This window comes from Cumulibacter manganitolerans, assembly GCF_009602465.1.
In the GTDB taxonomy this organism is placed as follows: domain Bacteria; phylum Actinomycetota; class Actinomycetes; order Mycobacteriales; family Antricoccaceae; genus Cumulibacter; species Cumulibacter manganitolerans.
This window is the reverse complement of record NZ_WBKP01000030.1, coordinates 21,528-45,172: the sequence shown is the minus strand read 5'-3', so window position 1 is coordinate 45,172 and position 23,645 is coordinate 21,528. Positions and strand designations below refer to the sequence as shown.

Sequence of the window (23,645 nt, the reverse complement as noted above, 5' to 3'; positions counted from 1 at the left end):
TCGAAGGATCCACCTGGTGGCCGCGCCTACGTTGGAGGCACGCGCTCACTCAGGTCCGTCGTACACCACTCTGCTGGACTCCACTTCCCGTTCTGATCGAATCGCTTCTCGGGCGCGGGTCACTTGGACGCGCTCAACCATCCAGGCCCGTCCGATCTTAAGAACGGCTATATTCGCCGAGTCGGTGAAATGCACCCTGCCGCGCCGCTTTGCCTGATCTCGGTAGGACACGTATGAGGCCGACCGACCGGTTTCTCGACTGAGAACCTCTACGGCCTCACGTAACGTCAGGAATTCGGTGGTTTTAGCCCGCTCGGGCATCGTCCCTCAATTCTGCTCTGTGGACGGCTGTACCGCTCACCGGCCGGGGTACTTGCTTGGCTTCTCACGGTCCGTAGTGCAGGGCGATGACTCGTGCCGTGATGACGACTGCCCCGGCTATGCCGGCGCTGATGATCCATGGTGTTGGGCTGACGGTCGGTGCGGTGAAGGCGAGCACGAGCATGATCGTGCCTATCAGGATTGCAGTGTCGCTGAGGATGGTGAGTGCCCGGTACAGCCGTCGGTCGGGGCGCGCGCTCATAGCCCTTGGTCCTCTCGTCGATCGGCGGGTGCTGCCAGCTCGGCGGGCGGAACCGCCTGCCCCCGGGCAGCGGGTGTTAGGGGCCCGGTCGGTGGCCGGTGCCGGCGATCACGTTCTGCGCGGCGTCGAGCAGGTCGCCGATCTCGGCGGCTTTCATGCTGGCCTGCTGGATGAGGGTGACGGCGTCGCGGATCTCGAGCTCGGGGTGTGCCCGGCCGTTGTCGTTGGTGAGCTCGAGCTGCTGCGGTGCTTCGGCGGCGGCGCGGGCGATTCGGGTGAGCGCTTCGCTGGCGATGTGCCCGTAGCCGTCCTTGAGGGTGGCGAGGATGGTGTAGAGCGCAGCAGGCGCGAGCAGCTGCGGCGGGTCGGTGCAGATCGCGCGCCCGGTGTCGGTGATGGCCTGGATGTCGTGCTCGAGGGTCATGTCGGCTCGTTCTGGTCGCTGGTGTGTTCAGTGTGCCGGGCTGTGTAGCCGCGGGTGTTGCACGCCTCGCAGTGCTCGGTGCGGTGCCCGCCGTTCTCGGCGCCGGGACAGTCACAGTCGACCCAGCCGGCGGTGATGGGGCTGGCGCATTCGCGGCAGGCTCCAGCGGGTGGCCTCCAGCTTCTGGAGAGCAGGTCGGGGTCGCTGTGCGGCGCGGCCCAGTCGACCGCGCCGTCGCTGGCCCGGGTGATCCGTGGGGGCTGGTGGCGGGTCATGCGCAGGATGCGGCGGCCGGCGGGACAGTCGTAGATCCGCTCGAACCCGCGCGGGTAGGTCTGCATCATCGCCCCGCACCTCCCTCCTTCCTGGCGCTGATTGTGCCGGTCAGCAGGGACATCTCTTTGCGAGTCCGCCTGGTGCCGGCGCCCGCAGCGGGGCTGACGCTCCCCTCCACTGCCGTGGCCTGCCGGGCGGGGTCTCGTTCGCGGCCGGAGGGTTGCTCACCGGGCTGGGTCAGTGCAGCGTGTCGGTGATCTGGTGGACGAGGTGGTCGGTGAGCTGCGCGAGGACGTCGTCCTCGGGGGTGAGGACGAGCTCGCCGGCGGCGGTGACGTGGTGCCATTGGGCGACGACCAGACAGTCCTCGAGCTGCACTGTGACGTGCAGGTACTCCCCCGGCCCGGCGTCCACGGGCAGCGGCGTGATCGCGTTGATGGCCTCTTGGTAGGCGACGAGAGCAGCGAGGTCGGTGTCGTACTGGATCGTGCGGGTGTGCTGCTGGCCGTCGCGGCTGAGGACCGTCCACGTGTTCGTGTGCATGCCAGTGGCCCTTCTCGATAGGTGTAAGTGCGGGAATCGTCGCGCGACCGGCGGTGGTTGTCGCTGCCCGCGGCCGGTTCTGTGGACAGCGGCGAAGCCGTGTGGATGAACAGCGGTAGGGGCCCGCGTCGTCGTGACGCGGGCCCCCGGTGCTGCTAGTACCCCTTCTTAGGGTGCTGGGGCTGGTCCGGGCCGGCGGATGGCCTGCCGGCGGCCGGCGAGCTGGTCGCCCCGGGCGGGGTCGAGTCGCGGTGGCGCGGCGGCGAAGACGGGCCGTGCCATGAGCAGGGCCCGTGCCCAGGCTTGTTCGATCGAGGCGGCCGCGGCGCGGTCGTAGACGCGGGTGCGCATCGCGGCGACGATGACCTCCACGTAGGGCGCGTCGGTGTGCTTGTCGCGGCTGCGGTAGACCTGCGGCTGCGCGTACCCGGTCTGGCGCAGGATCAGCGTCGGTTCGCTGCTGCGCCGGAGCGGCGCGACGTTCGTCGCCGCCGGCAGGTACTCGGCGGCCTCAGCATTGGCGGTCGCCCACGCGTAGGCGTGCGCGGTGACCGCACCCAGGTCGAGGCAGGTGATCCACACCGATCCGGTCTGGACCTGCACGCTGCCGGCGCGGCCGGTGCTGGTGACGATGTTCTCGGCCTGCTGACCGGCGACCTCGGCGATGACGGTGGTGATGTTCTGGAACATGGTGCCTCCCGGCGTTTTCGGCGCTGCGCGCCGACCTGCACCGTGTGTGCAGATGCCCCCTGCCCCAGCGGGCTGAGGGTGGGCGCGCAACGGCCGGAGAGTGAGTCCGGGGCGGGAGGAAACAAGCGACGCAGGAGCGCCGAGCGCACCGGGCGAGCGTGCCTTGCGCGCTCGGGCCCCCAGGCCGCTACCCTTGGCGGCTCTGTACGGCTCCCCCTCCCCCACCACGCGGGCACTTCGGGGGTGTTGAGTGCGGCCGGCAGGCCGCCCCGCTGCGGTGGTTCGGGCCGGTGCGACCGGCAGGGAGTCACCGGCCGGTGTCAGTGCGAGGCCCGGCGGGTCGAGCTCCTGCAGGGTCTTCCGCCGGCCCGGCGTCCTGCGTCGCGCTGGCCGGCGCCCGCGCACGCGAGGGTGCCCCGCAGCCGGCTGAGCGGATGCGGGGCACCGGTCGCAAGGGGTTTAGGTGCTCAGCGCGGCCACGATGGCGGCGACCGGTTCCCCGGCTTTCGCCCTGGCCCACGCCTCGCCGCGGGGCTCGAGGCCGGCCGCGCGCAGCGCGGCGGCGATCTCCTTGTTCCGCGCGGCCTGCTCGGCCTTGGCGGCCTTGGCCGATTCCTGTACGGTGACGCCGGGGGCGCCGTGCGCGACGGCGGCGACCGCGTCGAGGACGTGCGAGGCGCGCTCGTAGGCGACGGCGACCCGGGCGGGGTCGCGGGTCCATTCCGCGGCGTACCGGGCGGATCCTCGCGCGAGGGCGTGCTGGTCGTAGGAGCGCAGCAGCCCGTACGCGACCGCCTCGGCTTCTGCTTCCATGTCGCCGCGGTGCTCTCCGGCGTAGGGACGTTCGTCGTCGGCGCCGTGCAGCAGGGCGTGCGCGATCTCGTGGGTGAGCGTCTCCACGGCCGCCCACTCGCCCAGCCCGCCGTGAATGGTGATGGAGCGGCCGGCGTGCCGGGTGACGCCTGCCTCGGCGGTGTCGCGGGTGGTGCGGGTGATGCTCCAGCCCTGCGCGGTGATCCACCCGGCGAGCCGCTCATACACCTCGCGCGCTTCCCCCTCGGGCAGCTCCGGCGCGGCGTAGGCGCTGGTGGCGCTCTGGCCGTGCTCGTTGGTGACGTCCTCGGCGCGGTAGGTCCGCTCGATCCGGAACACGCTCTTGCGGACGGCGCCGGGAGTCTCGGCGGTGCATTTCTTGCCCGTGTCGGGGTCGATCCACAGCGGGATCGGCCGGGAGTAGATGCACAGCGCCGCACCGCGAGGGGTGAACCCGCGCTGGCGCCAGACGTGCGCGGGCGCGATCTCCTGCGCGGCGGCGGTGATCGCGGCCGAGAACGCGGCATCCTCGCCCATGCCGTCGCGGGCGAACCGGTGCCACAGCTGGCCGACGATCAGCGCCTGGTTGTTCGGCGAGTAGGCGGGGTGCCCGGTACGCAGCCGCAGCGCCCGCGCCGCCATCGCCGCAGGCCACCCCGCGGGGTTGGCGATGAACGCGGCCGCGTGCTCGGTCAGTGCCGCCCGGGTCGCGGCGTGGTCGATCCTCTGCTCGCTCATGTCGGTGCTCCTTCGGTGTGGGGCGTTGCTGCCCGGCAGGCCCTGTGCCTGCCGTACTGCCGAGAAGCCACCGAAGCGAGGGCCCCGCGACCTAGGGACAGCGCAGCTGAGGACCGAGAAGATCTCCGAGGAAATAAGCCACCCCTCCCCCGCGCTCGGGCCGGGAGCGAAGCGCCGTGGCCCGGGCCAGCAGGCACTGGTGGCGCCGAGGATCTTGTCGGGCCGTGCCCTAGGTGGTGGGTGCGCAGGTGGTAGGCAGCCACACACTCATCGAGCGAGCAGAGCCGACGCAGGAGGCGTCGCGAGCGGGACAGCGCGTGACCGAGCGGGAGCGAGGACAGCATGGCGGTGAACCGGGGCGGTCGCTGGGTTGGGGCGGATGATGAGTGGATGTCGTGACCCGGGCGCGCCCATCCACTCCGGCTCCCGCCGCCTGAGGTCTGCTGACTAATGAAGCACGGGTGTCCGACTGTCGACGGAGCTGGCCGCCGGCATGACCGGGTTGCTGTGCTGGCGGCGCCTTCACTGCACCATCCGCGTCTGCGGGGTCGAGGCCGTCGTGAAGTGCTGACCGCTTCTACGGCTGCGAAGGAGCGCTCAGGTCAGCGCTCGTCTGCCCACGCCAGACCGTGCAAGCGGAAGGCCTCGAGAATCTCTGGCGAGTGCTCAGTCATCGCGACGGCCGCGGGGTCGCTGAGCCGGGGGCTGACCTCTCCGTCGCCTGGCCGCTCGAAGAGCGCCCATAGCTGCCGCTCGTCACCGTGGCGGGACAGGAACTGGATGCCGGCAAGGTCTGTGATCTCGTACAGGTAGGTCGCGACCGCCTGGGTGAGTGCGGGGCGCCTGCGGGTCGTTGTCCTCGATGCCCGCGAGGTCGGCGGCCAAGGTCAGGTCCGGGCGGAAGCAGGCGAGGACCTCCAGCAGGCACCCGAGCAGGTCAGCGCCGGCGTAGATGGTGCGGAAGTTGCCGTCCCGGTCGTCCCAACGGCCACCGAACCGTCCATCGGTGGAGTACTGCCACGAGGGCCACGCCCACGGATCAGGCAGGAAGCCCACCCGCCAGACCTGCCGGTCCACGGCCACCGTGACCGGGCTCGGCGCCGAGGTCCCCGACGTCATCCTTCGGCTGCGAAAACGCGAGCCGCGGCGATGACGGCCGGGCCAGCGTCCTGCAGTGGCCGCTCACGCAGCACGCGCGCTGGAGCGACATCCCCCAGCTGGGGGTTCATGCCCTGAAACCATGCCTGCACGACGCCGGCGCTGTCCTTGGCGCGCAGCAAGGCTGCCGCCTGATAAGCGGTGCGCAGTCGGGTCTCGATCGCGTTGGACGGAGCGCGCGTCCCCGCAGCCCACTGCGCCACCGCGCGGGTCTCTTTGACCTCACCCAAGTACGCCACCAGCGTCGCGCCGAGCATGTCCCGCAGCCGCGAGGTGATGTCGGCGACCGAGAGGCTCACCGACTCCTGGTGGGCCTGCAGGTCTCCGCGCGCTGTCGCCGTACTCATGCTGCAATTATCCCCCACACCATCCCATGTAACAAGCCGGATCACATCCTGAATCCTGCAGCTTGGATAGCCCTTGGGTTAGGGCGACACAAGCCCTTCTCTACGGGTCTACCAATGCAGATGGGGCTTAGGCCGTAACGTTCACGCACTTGCTCGAAGCAGCAGAGCTGTTGCTTGATAGGCAGTGCGTACTCGGGTCGCGATCGAGCCGGCCGAGGGCCGTTCCCCAGGCGGGTACCCAACCGCACACGTCAAGGCGCATCATCCTGTTCGTCGAGGGCAGCTTCCGCTGCGACGGCGAGTAGGGCGCTGCGATTGGTCCCTAACTGGTTAGCGAGTTCCTCGATCGCTGTGAACTGCTGATCCGTGACGCGCATGGTGCTTTGCGTGGCGGGGCTTCGTTCGCCGCGGTGCTGCGGAATCGCGAACAGTCCAGAGGCGCTGACCGGGGCAGGTTCGAGCCGCTCTCCAAGGCTGGCATGGTGAGCGTTAACCGCTTCGAGCAGCCACGTGGTCAGAGTGACTCCTTCGGCGCGGGCCCGCTCTTTGGCGCGCGCGTGCACGTCGCGCGGCAGGTTGTAGCCGATGGTCCGAGTCCACACGACGTCCGGCGCCGCTTCTACGGCCTTCCGGCGCCGGGAGATCCGCGGCTGTCGCGGGCCGACCCCTCCCCCGGTCTGGACGCGTGCGACAGTGCGGTCGACCGGTGGAGCGGGGGCGTCCTTGGCTAGATCCGCGACGGGTTGAGGCTTCGCCTTTGGGGGCTTGCGGGCGAGGGCGCCGGCGAGGTCAGGCAGCGGAGTTGTCATGACTTCTCCTTCGCGGAGATGAGGGTAAGCAGCTCGTGAGTGAGTTCGAAATGGTCGCGCGCAAGGTCGGGCGCGGCGCCGGGGTTCGTGGGTTTGCGTTTCTCGCGAAGCGCTTGCCAGAATTTTTCGCTGCTGAGCGAGTCGCTGTATTCGTGTACAAGCTTTCCGGCGCGCCGGGCTTTCTCGCCAGCGACGGTCGAGCGGACGACGCTGGTGAGCATGGGCGCCACTCCCCCGAGCATGGTCTCGAGATTCTGTTGGACTTCGCGGCGCAGGGCAGTTGCCGAGGTAGGAATGTCGAAGAGGGCGACGCCGAGCAGGTCGATTTCCGGGTTGATGTCGCGCGCGGCTACCAGTTGCTGCACGATTTTCTCGGTTCCGCGCAGGCTTGCGGTGTCCGATTTCGTGGGGATGAGCAGCCAACGACCCGCCTCGAGAGCAGCGCGCTGGAGCAGGACGTCGCCTGGCGGCGTGTCGATGAGCACCAGGTCGTAGGGCCCGTGCTGCTCGAGATAGTTCTGGAGCGGCTTCGCGAGAATGTTCGTGATGCCTGCGCCGCGCGCGGCCCGGCCAGCCAGCATGCTCGGCACGTCGCGCAGCGCTTCCCCGCCGACGACAAGCTCTAGATTCGCTCGTCCCGTGGGCTTCGGCGCGAGGTCGACGCCGCGCAGCAGGGTTTGGGCAAGGGCCTCTCCCCCATCGTCGATGTCGCTGCCGACGAGCCCGAGGTCGTCGAGCAGGTTTCCTTGGGGGTCGAGGTCCACGAGCAGTACGCGGTAGCCGGCTGTTGCCGCCAGGCCAGCGACGTTCGCGCAGATCGACGTCTTCCCAACGCCACCTTTGCCGTTGCCGACTACTAGTACTCGAGATAGGTCGTCCCGGGTGAGGGTTGCCGCGTCATCTATCACTCTGTCCCCCGTTCGTATGCCGTCTAGTCGCTAGATGTATCAGTCCGTATCCACGGACCCGGGGATGTACGTAGGCGTGTCGCACCTTACGGGCGTACATACACGTGTATGCCACCGACTGTATTGGTCTATCGCTGTAAATAGCAGCGGCTATATCAGCGCGGATATCAGCCCACATAACACCGGCTTCAGAAGGGAACGACATCGTCCGGAGTGAGGTTTCGTAGTGCGGCGATGAGACGGCGATCGGGGTTCCAGGTGCGCCGAGCCGGATCGCGGCCGGCCCGGTATTCCGCGGCCTCTATCGCTGTGATGAGCTGGGTTGGCTCGATGCCGGCGGCGGCCAGACGCACCAGGTGGGGCATGACGCGCTGCGGTGAGCAGCGCAGGAGGCACCCGATGATCGCAGTGCGTTGAGCGTCGATCTGCGTTCCAAGCGCCCGTACGTCGGGGTGATTTCCCAGGTAGGTGCGGGTTTGGCGCTCAGCGAGCAGCTGGAGGCGTTTCCAAAGGACGCTGGTGGCGGCGTCGAACTGGCGCCACCGGCGCCTGGCTGGCCCTCTGGGTGCCGGGCGCGACGAAGGAGCGCCTTTGCGGCGCGAAGCGCCGTTGTCCACAGGCCGTAGGTCTGTAGAACCATTCTCATTACGTAAGAGAAGAGCTGTACCCAGCCTCCGGCTGGGGGGAACCCATTTCGCCGGTCGGCAGATCCGTGCGGGTGCATGTTGAAGCTGGATGACGGATCTCCAGCGGCGCACGTGCGCGTGCTTCTCGGTGCCTACGGCCAGCGCCCGTTCAGGAAGGGTCAGGGGTCTGGCAGCGTGCAGGGTCGCTGCCAGGCGGCGGTGGGCGAGCCAGGTGTAGGCGCGCGTCCAGGTGGAGTGCGCGATGCCGGCGGCCGCCTGGACGTCGACCACGCCGGCGAGGAAGATTCCGTCGGATCGGGCATGTTCGGCGAGTGCGGCGGCGACGGCGAGGATGTTGGCGCGCTGGTCGCTGCGCCGCACCTCGGCGCAGGCTGCGGTGACGTGCAGCAGCCACTGCTGGGCGCCGAGGTAGCGCGCGGCTTGGAGTTGCTGGCGTTCGGCGGCTACCGGCGGTAGAGCGCGGTAGAGCTGCTCGAGGTGCTCGCGCCGCTGGGCGAGTTGGTGGGTGATCTGGCTTTCCAGGGAGCGCATGCGCTCATCGAGCGCGGCGACCCGTGCCAGGTGCGCGGTGCTGTCGGCGTGTTCGGGGTTCTCGAGGACGCCGAGACCAGCGGCAGCGAGCTGGCTGCCGGCGACCGCCAGGTCGTCTGCTTCGGCGCAGCATGCCTCGTATGCGTCGATGAGTTCGGCTGGGTAGCCGGCGTAGCCGGGCGGGTCGTAGTGCTCGATGACGAGCTGGTCGATCCGGCGCGGGGTGAGGAGGTGGGTGTGTGTGTCGGTGGTGGTCGCCATGCGGTGACTCCGGGTACGCCGCATCACCGCCGGGGGCGGTGAGCGGGAGTGGAGTCTGCGCCGGGGGAGTGGCGACGGGGCGAGAGTGCGATGCCGCGGCGTCCCGAGGGTAGGGCGACGCGCCGCAACGAGACGTTGCGCGGCAAGGAGGTTCCCAATCCGCGTCGAGGTGCTATCCTCGACGCAGACCGATTGTCGTTATTTGCGATGACAGCCACCCGGAAAATCCGCCAAGATTTTCTAGCCGGGTGGCTCTCGTCTTTTCCGGAGACTTTGAGCCGGTCAGACGAAAGGGGCCTGTCACGAGGCCGGGAACCCCGTGGGGTTGCCTTCGGACGCCTCGGCGCTTGTGAGCGTCTTTCTAGCCGGTCAGGGGCAGCTCCTCATTCTGAGGCTTCAGGTAGGGAGCGGGGCCTGCGCCTTCGCGTCGCCGGATCGCGCCGAACAGCTTGTACTCGATGTAGGCGTTCTGGCGCATTCCAGCCTTGCGGGCGTCTTCCTCTAGCTGTGCCTTTTGTTCCTTGCTGATGCGGATCAGCACGGAACGCAGCTCGTCGGAGAGGTACTTGGCCATGATGTGAACCTAAGGGGTGTATACCGCTAGCGCTTGGCGGACACGCCGAACGCCTGCGGCGATCCATGTTCGCCGGTGGTCATTGCACTTCAGTGGAAGTTGCGCGCGATGCTGGCGGCGATCTGGAGGTAGGCGTCGGCGGTCGCGGGCTGGAGACGGTCGAGGCTGATGGTGGTGCCGTCGGCGACGGCTTGGTCGTGGGGGACGCGGATGACGGTGGCGGAGTGCTGGGCGAGGGTGTTCTCGATGGCGGCGGTGTCGACGATGTTGCTGACGGTGGTGGTCTGGGTGAGCACGACGGCGGCGGTGCGGGCGAGGTGGTGGTAGCCGTGGGCGGTGAGCCAGCGCAGGGTGCTTTCGGCGCGGCGGGCGCCGGAGACGGCGTAGCCGCCGGCGATGAGGACGTGCCGGGCGTTGCTGAGGATGCCGACCATGGAGGGGTGGGTGACGCCGGTGCCGCAGTCGACCATGACGACGTTGTAGTAGTGCTGCACGGCCTGTAGGGCGGTGACGAAGTCGTCGGCGGACAGCGATTCGCTGATGGTGGGTTCTTGGTCGCCGGCGATGACCGACAGCCGGTCGGCGATGCCGGCGTAGCGGTTGAGGTCGGTCATGCTGGCCACGTCGCTGGCGTGGGCGGCGAGGTCGGTGAGGGTGGCGGGGGGAGTGCCGGGGCAGGTCCGCTCGTACAGGTCGCCGGCGTCGGGGTTGGCGTCCAGGGCGATGATGCGGTCGCCGCGGTGGCGGGCGAGGGTGAGCCCGACGCCGGCGGTGGTGCTGGTCTTGCCGATGCCGCCTTTGAGGCAGATGGTCGCGATGACCTCGGGCTGCGTGGCGCGGGTGCGCACGGCCTCGAGCAGCTCGCGGTGGCGCTGCTCGGCAGGGGAGGGGCCGGGGTTGATGCTGCCGCCGGTGAGGGTGTGCACGAGCCGGCGCCAGCCCCGCGCCGGCGCGGGCGGGAGGTCGCGCACGAAGTCTGAATCGCCCCGGGTTTAGTGGAGGGCGAGTTCTCCCGGCAGCGGCTGCTGTCGGGGGTTGTTTTGACGGTAGTACTGCTGCTCAGCCTCGAGGGGTGTCTGGTAGTCGATCGAGGAGTGGAGCCGTTTCTCGTTGAACCAGTGCACCCATGACAGGGTGGGGAGCTCGAGCTCGTCGGCGGTCCGGAACGGGCCGTCGATCTTCACGCACTCGGTCTTGTAGAGCCCCACGACCGTCTCGGCGAGGGCGTTGTCGTAGGAATCGCCGACGGTGCCGATCGAGGCGATCGCGCCGACCTCGGCCAGGCGCTCGGAGTAGCGCAGAGCGGTGTATTGAGGCCCCGCATCCGAGTGCTGGATGAGGCCGGTGACGTCCTCGCCGGCGCGGTCGCGGACCCACAGGGCCATCTCGAGCGCGTCCAGCGGCAGATCGGTCGGCATTCTGGACATCGTCCGCCAACCCACGATGCGCCGCGAGTAGACGTCGGTGACGAACGCGGTGAACGCCATTCCCGACCATGTCGGGACGTAGGTGAAGTCCACGACCCACAGCTCGTTGGGCCGCTCGGCGCGGAACTCGCGCTGCACGTGATCCGGCGGCCGCGTCGCGGTGTCATCGGGGCGGGTGGTGATGACCTGCTTGCCGCGGCGGATACCGCGCAGCCCGTGCTGGCGCATCAGGCGCTCGACGGTGCACTTCGCGGCCACAATGCCCTCGCGCTGCAGCAGCCGCCAGACCTTGCGGGCGCCGCTGATCCCGCGCCCGAGCCGGCGGTCCCAGAACACCCGCTCGACCGCCACCAGCAGCTCAGCATCCCGCACCGACCGCCCAGAGACGGGGCGCTTCTTGAACGCGTAATAACCGGACGGAGCGATCGACACGCCGTGCTCGGTGAGCACCCGGCAGATCGGCTCGACGCCGAACCGGTCTCGGAGGCCGGCACCATGCCCAGGTGGCGCTCGAGCTCAAACGACGCCAGCCAGTCACCGAGCGCTCAGCTTGGGTCGTTCACGAGATTGATCATCTGCGTTAGGGACTGGAAGATTACTTCCGCACACCATTCCTCACGTGCCGGATCGCGCCACACTAGTTGCGCCATGCGTTGGGTGGTCCCGAGGTTGATCTCGACGATGGCCTCGGGGGTGAGGAGTGGTCGTGCTCTCCCCTGCGCTTGCAGGCGCTCGATGAACCGGCGATGCCGTTTCATTGCTCGTGCGTTTACATCATCAAGTAGCCGCTCGAATACGGGATCGCTCAGAGCTTCGTGCTGGATGACAGTCAAGACCCCATAGTGACGTGCCCGTTGTCGAAGGTTAGCGCTCGTCGTTGTCCGAAGAATTTCTTCGGGGTCCTCGCCGACGTTTTCCTGGGCCTGAAGAACCTCGTCACGGACCTGTTCAGCGACCGCGCGCAGGATGTCGTACTTGGACTCGAAGTAGGTATAAATCGTGGGACGGGTGACGCCGCTTGCATCCGCGATTGCCGTAATGCTCGCTTGCGCGTATCCCGCTTCGGCGAACACCTGACTCGCAGCGTCGGCGATCGCACGTCGGCGGTCTTTCAGCATCTTGCCACTTTAAGCGTTTGGAGGATCAGGGTACGGGTGTCTGCGGGGTCGATAACGTCATCAATCTCGTACGCGGCCGCCATCCGAACCGCTTTTCCGGCGTCGTACATCTCGGCCAGTAGTTCGTCGTAGCGTTGCTTGCGCTTCTGTGGGTCCTCGATAGCGTCGAGTTCCTTGCGGTATCCCAGTCGTACGGCACCCTCCAAGCCCATCCCGCCGAACTCGCCGGTGGGCCACGAGATGGTCAGAACTGGCGCGTGCATGTTGCCACCGGCCATCGCCATCGCGCCGAGCCCATATCCCTTGCGAGTAACGATCATGATCAGGGGTGTCGTCAACCGGGCGCCGGCAACGAACATCGCACCAAATCGTCGCACCGTGGCTTCGCGTTCTGAATCCGGTCCGACCATGAATCCAGGTGTGTCACAGAAGCTGATCACTGGGAGACCTCGGGCCTCGCACATGGTGAGGAAACGCTCTGCCTTATCGGAGCCGGGGGCGTCGATTGCGCCGCCGAGGTGGTGGGGGTTGTTGGCAAGAATTCCGACGACTTGACCTCCGATACGTGCCAGGCTTGTGATGATCCCTTGTCCGAATCCCTGCCGGAGCTCGATGAGACTGTCGGGATCGACGACTGTTTCGATCACGGGGCGCATGTTGTAGCTGCGTAGCCGGTTCTCCGGCACGAGGTGCCGGAGCAGTCGCTGGTCAACTGGGGCGGTGGCCGGGCAGTGCTGGTTCGACAAAAGTCCCAGCACTTTCTTGCATGCGGCGACCGCATGGTGTTCGTCATCGGCCACGATGTCAACGACACCGTTGGCGTACTGGACATTTATCGGGCCGACATCTGCGGGATGGTGGACGCCGAGTCCGCCACCTTCGATCATTGCCGGACCACCCATTCCGATGCTGCTGTCCTTGGTGGCGATGACTACGTCGCATGCTCCGAGCAGTGCTGCGTTTCCGGCGAAGCTGTATCCGGCCACTACGCCGATGATCGGAACGCGTCCGGCCATGCTGGAGACCAGCAGGAACGTATCGCTGATCAGGCCCGGTCCGGCCGGCTTGTCTGTGTCACCTGGCCTGCCGCCACCACCTTCGGCGAATATCACGATCGGTAGGCTCAGCTTCTCCGCGACGCGGAAGAGCCTGTCCATCTTGCGGTGATTGGCATAGCCCTGGGTGCCCGCCAGGACCGTGTAGTCGTACGCGAAGACCGCGATCGGCGTTCCGTGGACCTGGGCGGTGCCGAGCACGATGCCGTCCGCTGGCGTGTTTTCAATGAGATCTCGTTCGGAGCGTCTACCGCGCTGGGCGGCGATAGCCAGGGCCCCGTACTCGACGAAGGTGCCCGGGTCGACCAGAGAATCGATGTTCTCTCGAGCTGTGCGGCGTCCCTTCGCATGCCATCCCGCGACCACATCATGACGACCCTCATCAAGGCCGTACTGATGCAGCTCGATGGCCTGGGCAAGATCCGCGCGGATCTCATCGAGGTCGGTCTCTGGGGTGGCCTGCTCGTCCGATTCGGCCAGGTCCTCGGGCGTCAGCCATACCGCTACATTGCCGGTCTCGAGGAACTCTCCCACCTCCGCGACGATCGCCGTCACTCGACCACCTTGGTCAGCCACAACCGCATGCTGCATCTTCATGGCTTCAACAATCAGCAGCTCCGTTCCAGCTGTCACAACGTCGCCTTCACGAACGTTGATCTGGACCACGACGCCGCTGAGGTGAAGGGGTGGGCCGAAAGCGTCATCGGGAAGCTCCACATTGCCGTGAAGGCGAGACCGCTCGGCATCACGGGCCTCTTCTTCCAGAAGCGGTGAGCCGTCCGGGCCAGCATCGTCCGCGAGAAGACGTGGAAGGTTGTCATCGACGAAGGATGTACTGATGCGTCCTGCCCGGAAGTCCTCCGAACCAGAAAGGCGGTGCAACAGTGACCGGTTCGTTCGGGTGCCCTCAACCGACAAGTCGGTCAGAGCACGACCGAGCCGCTGATTGGCTGCGGTGAAATCGTCACCCGTCACAATGACCTTCGCCAGAAGACTGTCGTAACGGGCGCTAACTGGAACTCCGACGCGGGCGTAGGTATCCACTCGCACGTGCGCGCCCAGCGGCGGTTGGAACTGCTGCAGGAAGCCGCCACTGGGGACGACGGTGCCATCTGCGCTGAGCGTCTCGGCGTTGACCCGCGCCTGGATCGCAACTCCATTCTCCGGGGGCGGGCAACTCAGGCCCAGGTCCACTAGAGAGCTTCCGAAGCCGATCCGGATGCTGGCGTCCACGAGGTCAACTCCGGTGACGGCTTCGGTCACGGTATGTTCCACCTGAAGTCGTGGGTTTACCTCGAGGAAGTAGTAGCGGTCTTCACTGACAAGAAACTCCACAGTGGCTAGGCCGGAGTAACACGTTGATGACACCAGACGGCGAGCGTCCTCTTTCATGCGCCCAAGCAGGTCGGGGGAGGTCCAGATTGCTGGGGCGATCTCAATAATCTTCTGCCGCCGGCGCTGCGTTGAGCAATCCCGGCTGCCAAGCACAACGGTGTTGCCCTGAGCGTCAGCGACGACCTGCATCTCGACATGTCGAGCGTCGCGTAGCAGTTGTTCTGCGTATAGCGCACCTTCGCCGAAGGCCGCGGTGGCCTCGGAAGAACACCGCTTGAACACCTTGGCGATGTCGCTGCTCGCGGTCACCGGCGCCATTCCACGGCCCCCGCCTCCGGCAACCGCCTTAAGCATCATCGCCCCGTCGGGCCCGAGGTGCTCGAGGAATGCTCGTGCCTCGGACGCGGTGATGGGTCCATCGGTGGCCGCCAGCATCGGTATGGAGTTGGCCGCAGCAAGCTCACGGGCCGTGGCCTTGTTCCCGAAGATCTCCAGAGCCTCTGACGATGGACCGATGAACGTGACACCCGAAGCCGTCAAGCGGCGCGCGAACTCGGCGTTCTCGGAGAGGAATCCGTAGCCAGGGTGCACCCCATCGACGTTTGCTTCCTTGACTGCTGCACATACCGCGTCGATGTCGAGATAGGCAGCGGGCCCGGCACCAGGGAGCTCGATACGTTCCGTCGCACGGGACGCGTGAGGCGACTTTTCATCGTCCTTCGGCGCAACCGAGACGGTCTCGAAACCCAGTCCGTGCGCAGCGTCGATGAGGCGAATGGCGATCTCGCCACGGTTCGCGATGAGGATTCTAGGCAACTCGGCCGTCCTTGGTAACTCGTACGCCGGCGGCCTCACGGTCCCAGACGTCTGCGGTGGATCCTGCATCGCGCAACACCTGTTTTTGCACCTTCAGCGTCGGTGTTCGCGGTAGGTCGGTCGTTGTTTGGAAGTAGCGCGGAACCATGAAGTACGGCATCCGCTGAGCAAGAAACTCGGTGAGCTCGCGGAAATCGATGACTTCGCCCGGGCGGGGGACCACAACCGCTTTGATGTCGTCCTCGGACAGCTCTGACGGCACGCCCACCACTGCGCTTTCGTAGACCTGTGGATGCTCGTTGATGGCCTTCTCGACCTCGAAGCTGGAGATGTTCTCCCCGCGGCGTCGCAAGGCGTCCTTCATCCGGTCGATGAAGAAGAAGTGACCGTCCGCGTCTACTTTGAAGGCGTCACCGGTGTGCACCCATCCATCGACGATTGTTTCTGCAGTCTTCTCGGGGAGACCGTGATACGCCCGCATGACCATCCGAGGGTCTTCGGGGCGGACCCAAAGCTCACCGACCTCACCGACCGATGCCGGTGAGCCGTCTGCTCGCATTACCTTCAACTCGTATCCCTCGCGACCGAGTCCAGCTTCACCAGGAACCAAGGTCGCCCACGTGTTCGACATGACGGCGCCAATTTCGCTCATCCCGTACCCTGTGCCGATCTCGATGTCGAACCGCTCTGCGAAGCCGTAGACGTCGGTCGCTAGGGGATGCATTGTGGCGTAGACCAGTGGGTTGTCGGCGTCGTCGTCCTGCCGCGGCTGTTGCTGGAGGATCTCGGCCATCGCTCCGAGCAGTGTCGTATAGGTGACACCGTGACGACGAACGGTGGGCCAGAAACGGCTAGCCGAGAAGCCCGTCTCGATCACACATGAATTCTGGTGGATGACCGATCCATAGCAGCCGACCCATTGCCCGGCGAGGTGGAACATCGGCAGCGTCACGAGTACTCGATCTGCAGGCGTGGGGGCGTAGGGCCCGTCCTCGCGAGATGAGTACGTGTACGCGTGCACATGGCTGATCTCAACGCCCTTCGAGGGCCCAGTGGTCCCCGACGTGTACATGTAGGCGATGAGCTCACTCGGGTCATTCGGTCGCGGACTGATCGGGGCTGCCGACTGGACTTCTTCCAACGGGATCACGCGATAACGACCGCGGAGCTCGTCAGCTGCGCGGACATCGCCGCGCACGACGAGGGTCTGCAGGCTCTGGAGCTCCTCGGCGATCAGGGTCAGCCGATCGACGTACGCGTCCTCCACCACCAGCGTCCGCGCGCTGGAGTCGTTAAGCATGTGCGTCAAGAAGTGCCCTCTGTGGGCGGTATTGATCGGTACCTCGATACCACCACCGAGGCCGATACCCGACCACGCGTGCTGCATGTCGAGGGAGTTGTCCAGCAGGAGCGCTACCGGTTCTGCGCGCCCGACTCCAAGGTTCGCCAATCCGCCGCTGAATTGCAGGCTCAAGCGGTAGGAGTGCTCGAAGGTCAGTTGACGATTGTTGTCAATGAAGGCGACCGCGTCTGGACGATCGTTGAGCACGCGCTCGAACGCAAAGCTCAGGGTGCGGTCATCAAAGTTGGGAAGTCGCGCCATGGAGGCCCCAATCCTCTGCATATATGGACTCAACGCTCGAAGCAGCCCGGGAAGCTGGCTGCATAAGCAGGACGCTGACGGTCCGGATCGACGCCTCCTGAGGCGTAAATAGGTTGCTTAGAAAAGTTGACACAGAACCTTTACCGGACTGTAAGGTCCGTCCTATAGTCATCGCAACCCGGGGTCGAGATTTCACTCATCCCGAATCTTCAACGGTCCCTGAGGAGTCATATGTTCAAGGTCGGTGATCGCCGTCTTCTGGTGGCGGCAATGGCAGCAGTCGCGGTGACGCTAACTGGATGTTCAGGCAGTGCCTCGGGTGCAGACAATGGGCCCATCGCGATCGCGTCGATAGCACCCATGACCGGGCCGTCGGCCGTTTACGGCGAAACCAACGTCGCGATGTTCCAGCACGTAGTGGACGACGTCAACGCGAAGGGTGGCGTCGAGGTCGGCGGAGAAAAGCGCAAGCTCAAGCTCAACGTCTACAACGACGAGGGCAAGGCCGAAGGCGCAGTCTCTGTCACGCGACAGGCATTGGATGATGGCAACTCGGTAATTCTCGGCCCGTTCAACTCGGGTTCGACCAGCGCCGTTCAGCCGCAAATGGGCAAGTCTGACGCCGTTTGGATGATCTACTCCGCCACTGTCGAGGGCGCCACCGCGAACCCCAACGTTTTTCAGACGGCGGGGGACCAGCAGGCGTCGCTCGACGAGACGGCGGTCTTCTTGAAGGCTCACCCGGAGATGCAGAAGATCGCCATGGTGACTGACCAGACGCATACCGCGCTCATGGCCTCCAAGGGTGATCTAGTGAAGGCCATCGAGGGACAAGGGCGCAAGGTCGTGGCTGACCAGGGCGCCAAGCTTGGCGACACAGACTTCAGCTCTCAGATCGCCCAGGTCATGGCCGCTGACGCAGACCTCTACATCCTTCGGCTGAACCCAACGGAAGCAGCACTGCTGACCAAGCAGATTCGCAGCCTCGGGGGGACCGTGCCCTTGCTGTGGAGCGCGACCCTGACGAATAACCAGCAGCTCAAGATCATGGGCGGCGAGGCGGAGATGACGGAGGTGTACCGCGTGGCCTCTCCGTACAGCCTCGACACCTTCGTCGCAGCAGACAACCAGAAGGCGATTGAGCTCAACGACGCACTCGGCGACAAGGCCGGCGGGTACAGCGCATTCGCCTACGACGCCATGATGACAGTCATCGAGGCGCTCAAGTCCGCCGACGGCGTGGACAAGAAAGCGCTCTCCAAAGCCCTCGCAGCGCTTAAGGCCGACGAGTTGAACAAGAGCACGCTGAACCAGTTCAAACCCCAGGACAACGGACTGGTCTTCAAGGACCGAAAAGTGCACGTCCCCGCCTTCACCGCAAAGTGGCAGATGGGCAAAGGTTGGGCCATCACCAATGGCCAATGACCAAATGCTCCCCCCGGTGGTAGTGGCCCGTCTGGCAATGAGGTAAGACCGTGGCGCTGTTTCTTCAGCAGGTAGTGAATGGCCTTGTGCTCGGGGGTGCATACGTTCTGGTGGCCCTTGGGTTGTTCCTGGTGTTCACCGCCCTACACATCCCGAACTTCGCACATGGCGAGATGTTCGCTCTCGGAGCGTTCCTTCAGTACGCCTTCGTCGTCGGCCTTGGGCTGAACTTCTTCTTAAGCATCGTGCTCAGTGCCGCCGGAGTGGCGCTGGTGGGAGCTCTGCTCGAAGTGGGGGTCTTCCGACGTCTGGCGAGTCGAACACTCGTCGCGGTGCTCGTCGGCTCGCTCGCCCTGTCGATCGTTATCCAGGAGCTGTTAGTGCTCGTCTGGGGAAAGGACGTGCTGGCGGTCCCCTCGCCGATTAGCGGGATGATGAGCATAGGCGCGGTACGAGTGACGAACTATCGCGTCTTCATCATCGCCGTCGTGCTCGCAGTATCTGCGCTGGTGGGATGGGTCGTCTATCGGACCAACTACGGAAAACAAGTTCGCGCTCTAGCCCAGAACCGAGAGGTCGCTGAACTCACCGGGATCAGCGTCAAAACCCTTGGAACCCTGACATTTGCCTTCGGCGCCGGCGTGGCTGGCATCGCCGGTGCACTGCTCGCGCCTACCGTCGCCGTGGAGTCGCGCATGGGATTCCACCCGACGCTGGTCGGTTTCATGATCCTAGTGATCATCGGCGGAGGCGGCCGGATGGTCGCCGTAGTTCTAGGCGGCTTCGGCTTGGCCGTCATCGAGATGATGGCAGGCAGTTACGTCTCGGATACGGCGCAAGGTGTGGTCGTATTCGCCCTCCTGGTGTTGTTCCTAACCCTCCGACCGGAAGGCGCGATCCGACAGCGCGCGACACAGAAGGTGACCCTATGAGTACACCAACGCGTGACGCACAAGACGACGCGAAAAGCGCGACGGAGATCCAGCGGACCGACGACCACGGCGCGCGTGACGGCACAGAGCACCAGCGCTCGAAGCGCTCGAAGCCATGGCTATGGGATGACTTCGGGATACGGTTCCGCTGGCGTGCAGCCATTGCCGCCGTCGCCGCGGTCGCAGTCATCGCCATCGGCTCGTCTGCCAACAGCCATGGCCAGTACGTGATCACGTCGGTGCTCATGTGGGCACTCGTTGCATCCTGCCTGAACCTAGTGTTCGGACTAGCGGGGCAGCTTGCCTTGGGGCAAGGTGCATTCCTCACGCTAGGCGCGTACATCGGCGTGCTCGGCACCGGTCGATTTGGGTGGAACGGATGGCTGTCCCTCGCGGTGGCAGGGCTCGCTGCAGGTGTCCTCACCTGGCTGCTAGGTGCGGTCATCTTCCGGGCGCGCGGTCTTTACTTCGCCCTGTTGACCACAGGCCTCGCTCTGGTGGCATATGAGGTAGCAGGGGTGTGGACACCTGTTACCGGAGGCACCGCTGGGATCTCGACCTCCGGGCCGATTGAGCTCGGGGGAGCGGCTAAGCCGCTCACGTTAGAGCCAATCACCATCGAGGAGCCCCTCGACTACCTCGCGCTCGGAGCTGTCCTCCTCGCGTCACTATGCGTGGCCGTGTCGGTCATTCGTCGACGAAAGACGGGCGCCTCGTGGAGAGCAATCCGAGAAGACGAGGTTCTCGCCGCCAGCGTCGGAATCGCCGTAGCGCGTGAAAAACGAATCGCGTTCGTCGCAGCCTCGGTGACAGTCGCGATGGTCGGCGTCATATTCGGCCACTGGCTGGGGTACATCTTGCCTGAGAACTTCACCTTCGCCGGGGCCTCATTCGGTCCCCTCGCCATGGTCGTCATCGGCGGTAGCGGAACGGTTGTCGGACCAATCATCGGCGCCATGGTCGTCGCTGGCATGCCGGAGATATTCCGCGACCTGCAAGAGCTCTCCACGTTTGCCTACGGAGCGATCCTGCTACTGGTCATGCTTGTTATGCCGGCGGGGGTCATGGGGCTGCTCCGGACGGTCACGAACCGGGTCACGGGTCGCAGCCGACGGAACCCGCAGGAGGAAGAGTGACAACCGTGATGGCGGAGGGCTGCCGACTCCAAGCCGAAGGTGTGACTGTCCGCTTCGGAGGCCTAACCGCCGTTCGAGACGTCACAATGTCGATTGATCCAGGAACTGTGCTCGGACTCATCGGGCCCAACGGCGCGGGCAAGACCACCTTGGTCAATGTGCTGAGCGGACTGATCCAACCTACCGAGGGACGCGTGCTCTTCAACGGTGAGGCACATCGCTGGACGTTGAGTCGCGCTGCTCGAATAGGCGTCGCACGGACCTTTCAGGCATCGACGGTCTTCAGTGAATTCACAGTCATCGAGAACGTGGCGATCGGCGGCCTTAACTCCCGCCGTGAGGTAGATGCTCACGCCGTCTTAAGTAAGGTCCGGCTGGAGCATCGAGCTCTTGACGTAGCCGGAAGCCTGTCCTTCGGCGAGCTACGTCGCCTAGGCGTCGCGATTGCGCTGTCTACCGCACCGAAAGTGCTACTCCTGGACGAGCCTGGGGCTGGCATGACCGGCGCAGATCTCGACACTCTCGGTGAGCTCATCCGCTCCATTTGTGAGGACGGTACGAGCGTTCTGCTCGTCGATCACAACATGCGCTTCCTGATGAGCACAGTCGACCACGTCGTCGCGCTCGAGAGTGGGCAAATGATCGCTGAGGGCAGCCCCGCGGAAATCCAATCGAACGAACGTGTTCGCGCGTCCTACCTAGGGAGCAGCCATGAGCCTACTCGTTGAGGGCCTCATCGCAGGGTATGGCCAACGGCAGGTACTGCATGGCATCAACCTCAGCGTGGAACCCGGCGAGGTACTTGCAGTCCTGGGCTCGAACGGTGTCGGCAAGTCGACCCTTCTAAGGACTCTGGCCGGCCTCCTAACCCCGACCGCAGGGGTGATCAAGCTCGATGGCCACGACGTCACGCATCAGTCCGCGCACCAGCGAGTGCGTCGTGGCTTAGCGCTCGTTCCCGAAGGGCAGCTCTCATTCCCGGCAATGTCAGTCTTGGAGAACTTAGAACTAGGCGCCCGGGCGGTAAACCGAAGCAACCGCTCCGTATCAACGAAGATTGACTCGGTGATCGGTCTCTTCCCGAGGCTCGGTGAACGGCGTCAGCAAATGGCCGGCACTCTTTCTGGTGGCGAACGGCAAATGCTGGCTATCGGACGGGCCTTGCTGACCGAGCCCCAGGTGTTGATGCTTGATGAGCCCTCCCAGGGCCTGGCCCCTATCATCATCGAGCAAGTCGCCGACACAATCGCCGAGATCGGCACATCGACCACGATCTTGCTCGTAGAGCAGAACCTTCTGGTCCCCGCCCGGTGCGCGACCCGCGTTGTCGTCCTCGAAGGAGGAAACCTCACCCTAGAAGGTCCTCCGGAGACTGTGCTCGCCGATGACAAGGTCATCCACGCCTATCTCGGTGTTTAGGACCGGCGCGAGGGTAGTTCTGGCTGGAACCGCCAGTGGAGTGGTTGGGAGCGTTTAGTCGCGTTCGCGGTGACGATCCTGCGCGATTTCGTATCGCCGACTGTCTGGCTCGTTCACGTGGGTGGGCGATGTCGAGACTGTGCCGTAGTCGTCGGTCCGCAGCTCGAGTTCCATGCGCAGGTCGTTGCGCTGCTGCTGCAACGTCTCGATCTGCTGGGTCAGGTCCGGGATGCTATAGGCAGCGCTCTCGCGTTCGGCTCGGTCCTCAGTGACGGCCCGCTCGCGGCGCGCTGGGGCATCGTGCAGACCGGCGGATGCGTGGGCGCGCATCTGTGGCCAGTGCTGCGCCTCGGGTAGTCCCGCAGCGGTCCGGTCGGCCTGGGCCGCGATCTCTTGGGCGCGCTGCTGCGCCTCTTCCCGTTCAGCTCGTGCCGCGGCGACGGCGTGCGCCCATTGTTCGCGTTCCCGCCGTCTCGGCGTGTGTGCTTCGAGCTGCTCGAGCCGGGTGGAGAGCTCTGCCGCTTGGTCTACGGCCTGGCGTGCCGCTGCGGCGCGTTCCTCGGCCTGGTCGAGACGCTCCAGGGTTGCCATCCACGTGGCGACGTCGCGGTTGACCTGCTGCGTGCGTGGCCCATCGCCGCCCACGGCGGCGGCCTCCTGCTCCGCCGAGCGCGCCGCCTGGAGTCGGCGTTCGGCGCGCGCTGCGAGGCGCTCGGTGTCGACCAGCCGTGTCTGCAGGTCCTCGACGGAGAGGTCGCCATACGGCCTGTCGAGCTCGCGCTGCTCGGGCTGGGGCTGCGGTAGCGCGGTGCAGGCGCGGTTCCATTGTGGCTTTGACCCCGTCCGGTGGACACCTCGTAAGAGAGGATGTCCCTCATGGGAAGTCAGCGTCGAGAGTTCAGTCCTGAGTACAAGGACGAGGCCGTGAAGTTGGTGATGAACACAGGCCGGCCGGTAGCCACGGTGGCCCGCGAGCTCGGCGTCAAGGATCAGACGTTGGGCCGGTGGGTGCTGGCCTACAAGGCCCGCCAGGAGTGCGGGGACGGCGCTTTGAGCGAGACCGAACGGGTCGAGCTGGCGCGGCTGCGTAAGGAGAACTCGGAACTGAAGATGGACCGGGCGTTCCTAAAAAAAGCGTCGCTCTTCTTCGCCCAGGAAGCATCGGATACGAACGAGAAGCGTTCGCACTGATGCTGGTGGAGAAGAGCAACTACAGCGTGGCGCGGATGGCCCGACTGCTTGAGGTCTCCCGCTCGGGCTTCTACGCCTGGTGCAAGCGTGCGCCCTCGCCCCGGGCGGTCCGAGCGGAGCGGATCGAGGCGAAGATCACCTGGTTCCACGGCGAGTCCGACGAGGTGTCGGGGTCCCCGAGGATCCTGGCCGACCTGCGCGAGGACGGTGAGGTGATCTCACGCAAGACGGTCGCCAAGACGATGCGCAAGCTCGGTTTACGCGGGATCTGCCCCAAGAAGTGGCGCACGACCACGATCACGGACCCCGCCGATACCTACCCGGTCGACGCCGCCAAGCGTCAGTGGGACACCGGTGTCCTCAACGCCGTCTGGGTCGGCGACATCACGTACTTGAGGACGTGGGAAGGCTGGCTCTATCTGGCCACCGTGATCGACGCGCACTCGCGTCGGGTGATCGGCTGGGCGATCGACGAGCACATGCGCACCGACCTGGTCGAGGACGCGTTGAAGATGGCGATCACGCTGCGCGGTGAGCTGCCCGCCACGGTCGTGTTCCACACCGACAGGGGCACGCAATACGCCTCGGCGCAGATCACGAAGTACGCGAGCGAGAACGGCATCACCCGCTCGATGGGATTGACCGGGATCTGTTGGGACAACGCGATGGCCGAGTCATTCTTCGCGACGCTGAAGACCGAGTTCTACTACCGACGGGTCTGGCCCACCAAGACCCGAGCCAAGCGGGAGGTCGGGGCCTGGATCGAGGACCGCTACAACCGCCGCAGACGGCACTCCTCGATAGGCCAGATCAGCCCCGTGGCCTTCGAGATGCAACACTGTGAATCGCCCCGGGTTTAGTGGAGGCGAGTTCTCCCGGCAGCGGC

General features: G+C 65.7%; 23 protein-coding genes and 1 pseudogene. 6 read left to right on the top strand and 18 right to left on the bottom strand.

Annotated features, from left to right (window positions below):
• Positions 1 to 385: 385 nt before the first annotated feature.
• The 17 genes and pseudogenes from F8A92_RS11770 to F8A92_RS11690 all read right to left on the bottom strand — a co-directional run bounded on the left by F8A92_RS11770 (position 386) and on the right by F8A92_RS11690 (position 16,656).
• Positions 386 to 583, bottom strand: a complete 198-nt coding sequence (locus F8A92_RS11770) for a hypothetical protein (protein ID WP_153505357.1) — start codon at positions 581 to 583, stop codon at positions 386 to 388.
• Positions 584 to 659: 76 nt separating this feature from the next.
• Positions 660 to 1,007: a hypothetical protein gene (locus F8A92_RS11765; protein WP_153505356.1), complete on the bottom strand. Its 348-nt coding sequence runs from the start codon at positions 1,005 to 1,007 to the stop codon at positions 660 to 662.
• Positions 1,004 to 1,351 (bottom strand): hypothetical protein, encoded by a 348-nt coding sequence (locus tag F8A92_RS11760; protein WP_153505355.1) that lies wholly within the window; start codon positions 1,349 to 1,351, stop codon positions 1,004 to 1,006. Before F8A92_RS11760 ends, F8A92_RS11765 begins: the two co-directional genes overlap by 4 nt.
• Before the next feature lie 169 nt (positions 1,352 to 1,520).
• On the bottom strand, positions 1,521 to 1,826 hold the full coding sequence (locus F8A92_RS11755; protein WP_153505354.1) for a hypothetical protein: 306 nt from the start codon (positions 1,824 to 1,826) through the stop codon (positions 1,521 to 1,523).
• Between the two features lie 168 nt (positions 1,827 to 1,994).
• Positions 1,995 to 2,516, bottom strand: coding sequence for a hypothetical protein (locus tag F8A92_RS11750; RefSeq protein ID WP_153505353.1), 522 nt, complete (start codon positions 2,514 to 2,516; stop codon positions 1,995 to 1,997).
• A gap of 459 nt (positions 2,517 to 2,975) precedes the next feature.
• On the bottom strand, positions 2,976 to 4,067 hold the full coding sequence (locus F8A92_RS11745; RefSeq protein ID WP_153505352.1) for an ImmA/IrrE family metallo-endopeptidase: 1,092 nt from the start codon (positions 4,065 to 4,067) through the stop codon (positions 2,976 to 2,978).
• Between the two features lie 756 nt (positions 4,068 to 4,823).
• Complete coding sequence (locus F8A92_RS11740; RefSeq protein ID WP_153505351.1) at positions 4,824 to 5,186, bottom strand: RES domain-containing protein; 363 nt, start codon at positions 5,184 to 5,186, stop codon at positions 4,824 to 4,826.
• On the bottom strand, positions 5,183 to 5,572 hold the full coding sequence (locus tag F8A92_RS11735; RefSeq protein ID WP_153505350.1) for a hypothetical protein: 390 nt from the start codon (positions 5,570 to 5,572) through the stop codon (positions 5,183 to 5,185). The genes F8A92_RS11740 and F8A92_RS11735 overlap by 4 nt, the downstream gene beginning before the upstream one ends.
• A gap of 251 nt (positions 5,573 to 5,823) precedes the next feature.
• A complete protein-coding gene (locus F8A92_RS11730) occupies positions 5,824 to 6,381 on the bottom strand; it encodes a hypothetical protein (RefSeq protein WP_153505349.1) in 558 nt (185 codons plus the stop codon).
• Positions 6,378 to 7,289: a ParA family protein gene (locus F8A92_RS11725; protein ID WP_194291464.1), complete on the bottom strand. Its 912-nt coding sequence runs from the start codon at positions 7,287 to 7,289 to the stop codon at positions 6,378 to 6,380. The genes F8A92_RS11730 and F8A92_RS11725 overlap by 4 nt, the downstream gene beginning before the upstream one ends.
• A 188-nt stretch (positions 7,290 to 7,477) precedes the next feature.
• Entirely contained in the window at positions 7,478 to 8,728 is a 1,251-nt protein-coding gene (locus F8A92_RS11720) for a hypothetical protein (protein WP_153505347.1), read from the bottom strand.
• Between the two features lie 361 nt (positions 8,729 to 9,089).
• Positions 9,090 to 9,302, bottom strand: coding sequence for a hypothetical protein (locus F8A92_RS11715; RefSeq protein WP_153505346.1), 213 nt, complete (start codon positions 9,300 to 9,302; stop codon positions 9,090 to 9,092).
• An 89-nt stretch (positions 9,303 to 9,391) separates the two neighbouring features.
• A complete protein-coding gene (locus F8A92_RS11710; RefSeq protein ID WP_153505345.1) occupies positions 9,392 to 10,273 on the bottom strand; it encodes a MinD/ParA family ATP-binding protein in 882 nt (293 codons plus the stop codon).
• 21 nt (positions 10,274 to 10,294) lie between these two features.
• Positions 10,295 to 11,203, bottom strand: a pseudogene (locus F8A92_RS11705) (IS3 family transposase); the annotation flags it as partial.
• Between the two features lie 71 nt (positions 11,204 to 11,274).
• The gene (locus F8A92_RS11700) at positions 11,275 to 11,847 is read right to left on the bottom strand and encodes a TetR/AcrR family transcriptional regulator (protein ID WP_153505343.1); all 573 of its coding nucleotides are present in this window, start codon (positions 11,845 to 11,847) and stop codon (positions 11,275 to 11,277) included.
• Positions 11,841 to 15,053 carry an acetyl-CoA carboxylase family protein gene (locus F8A92_RS11695; protein WP_228389394.1) on the bottom strand — a complete coding sequence of 1,071 codons (3,213 nt, stop codon included), beginning with the start codon at positions 15,051 to 15,053 and terminating at the stop codon, positions 11,841 to 11,843. The genes F8A92_RS11700 and F8A92_RS11695 overlap by 7 nt, the downstream gene beginning before the upstream one ends.
• Entirely contained in the window at positions 15,046 to 16,656 is a 1,611-nt protein-coding gene (locus F8A92_RS11690; protein WP_153505341.1) for an AMP-binding protein, read from the bottom strand. The genes F8A92_RS11695 and F8A92_RS11690 overlap by 8 nt, the downstream gene beginning before the upstream one ends.
• 231 nt (positions 16,657 to 16,887) lie before the next feature.
• On the opposite strand from F8A92_RS11690, the gene F8A92_RS11685 reads away from it, so the two are divergent.
• Genes F8A92_RS11685 through F8A92_RS11665 form a run of 5 tightly spaced genes read left to right on the top strand, consistent with a single transcriptional unit; the run spans position 16,888 to position 21,568 of the window.
• A complete protein-coding gene (locus tag F8A92_RS11685) occupies positions 16,888 to 18,081 on the top strand; it encodes an ABC transporter substrate-binding protein (RefSeq protein ID WP_153505340.1) in 1,194 nt (397 codons plus the stop codon).
• A gap of 50 nt (positions 18,082 to 18,131) precedes the next feature.
• Positions 18,132 to 19,013 carry a branched-chain amino acid ABC transporter permease gene (locus tag F8A92_RS11680; RefSeq protein ID WP_153505339.1) on the top strand — a complete coding sequence of 294 codons (882 nt, stop codon included), beginning with the start codon at positions 18,132 to 18,134 and terminating at the stop codon, positions 19,011 to 19,013.
• Complete coding sequence (locus F8A92_RS11675; RefSeq protein WP_153505338.1) at positions 19,010 to 20,149, top strand: branched-chain amino acid ABC transporter permease; 1,140 nt, start codon at positions 19,010 to 19,012, stop codon at positions 20,147 to 20,149. The genes F8A92_RS11680 and F8A92_RS11675 overlap by 4 nt, the downstream gene beginning before the upstream one ends.
• Positions 20,146 to 20,877 (top strand): ABC transporter ATP-binding protein, encoded by a 732-nt coding sequence (locus tag F8A92_RS11670; protein WP_153505337.1) that lies wholly within the window; start codon positions 20,146 to 20,148, stop codon positions 20,875 to 20,877. Before F8A92_RS11675 ends, F8A92_RS11670 begins: the two co-directional genes overlap by 4 nt.
• Positions 20,861 to 21,568, top strand: a complete 708-nt coding sequence (locus F8A92_RS11665) for an ABC transporter ATP-binding protein (RefSeq protein ID WP_153505336.1) — start codon at positions 20,861 to 20,863, stop codon at positions 21,566 to 21,568. The genes F8A92_RS11670 and F8A92_RS11665 overlap by 17 nt, the downstream gene beginning before the upstream one ends.
• A 54-nt stretch (positions 21,569 to 21,622) precedes the next feature.
• Here the strand turns inward: F8A92_RS11665 and F8A92_RS11660 are convergent, their stop codons facing one another.
• Positions 21,623 to 22,213: a hypothetical protein gene (locus tag F8A92_RS11660; RefSeq protein WP_153505335.1), complete on the bottom strand. Its 591-nt coding sequence runs from the start codon at positions 22,211 to 22,213 to the stop codon at positions 21,623 to 21,625.
• A 222-nt stretch (positions 22,214 to 22,435) separates the two neighbouring features.
• Here F8A92_RS11660 and F8A92_RS11655 point away from each other — a divergent pair.
• Positions 22,436 to 23,619, top strand: a protein-coding gene (locus F8A92_RS11655) for an IS3 family transposase (RefSeq protein WP_407643694.1) whose coding sequence is annotated in 2 segments (ribosomal slippage) — positions 22,436 to 22,709 and positions 22,709 to 23,619 — 1,185 coding nt in all. Because the reading frame shifts where the segments join, the coding sequence is not laid out codon by codon here.
• Positions 23,620 to 23,645: the final 26 nt, after the last annotated feature.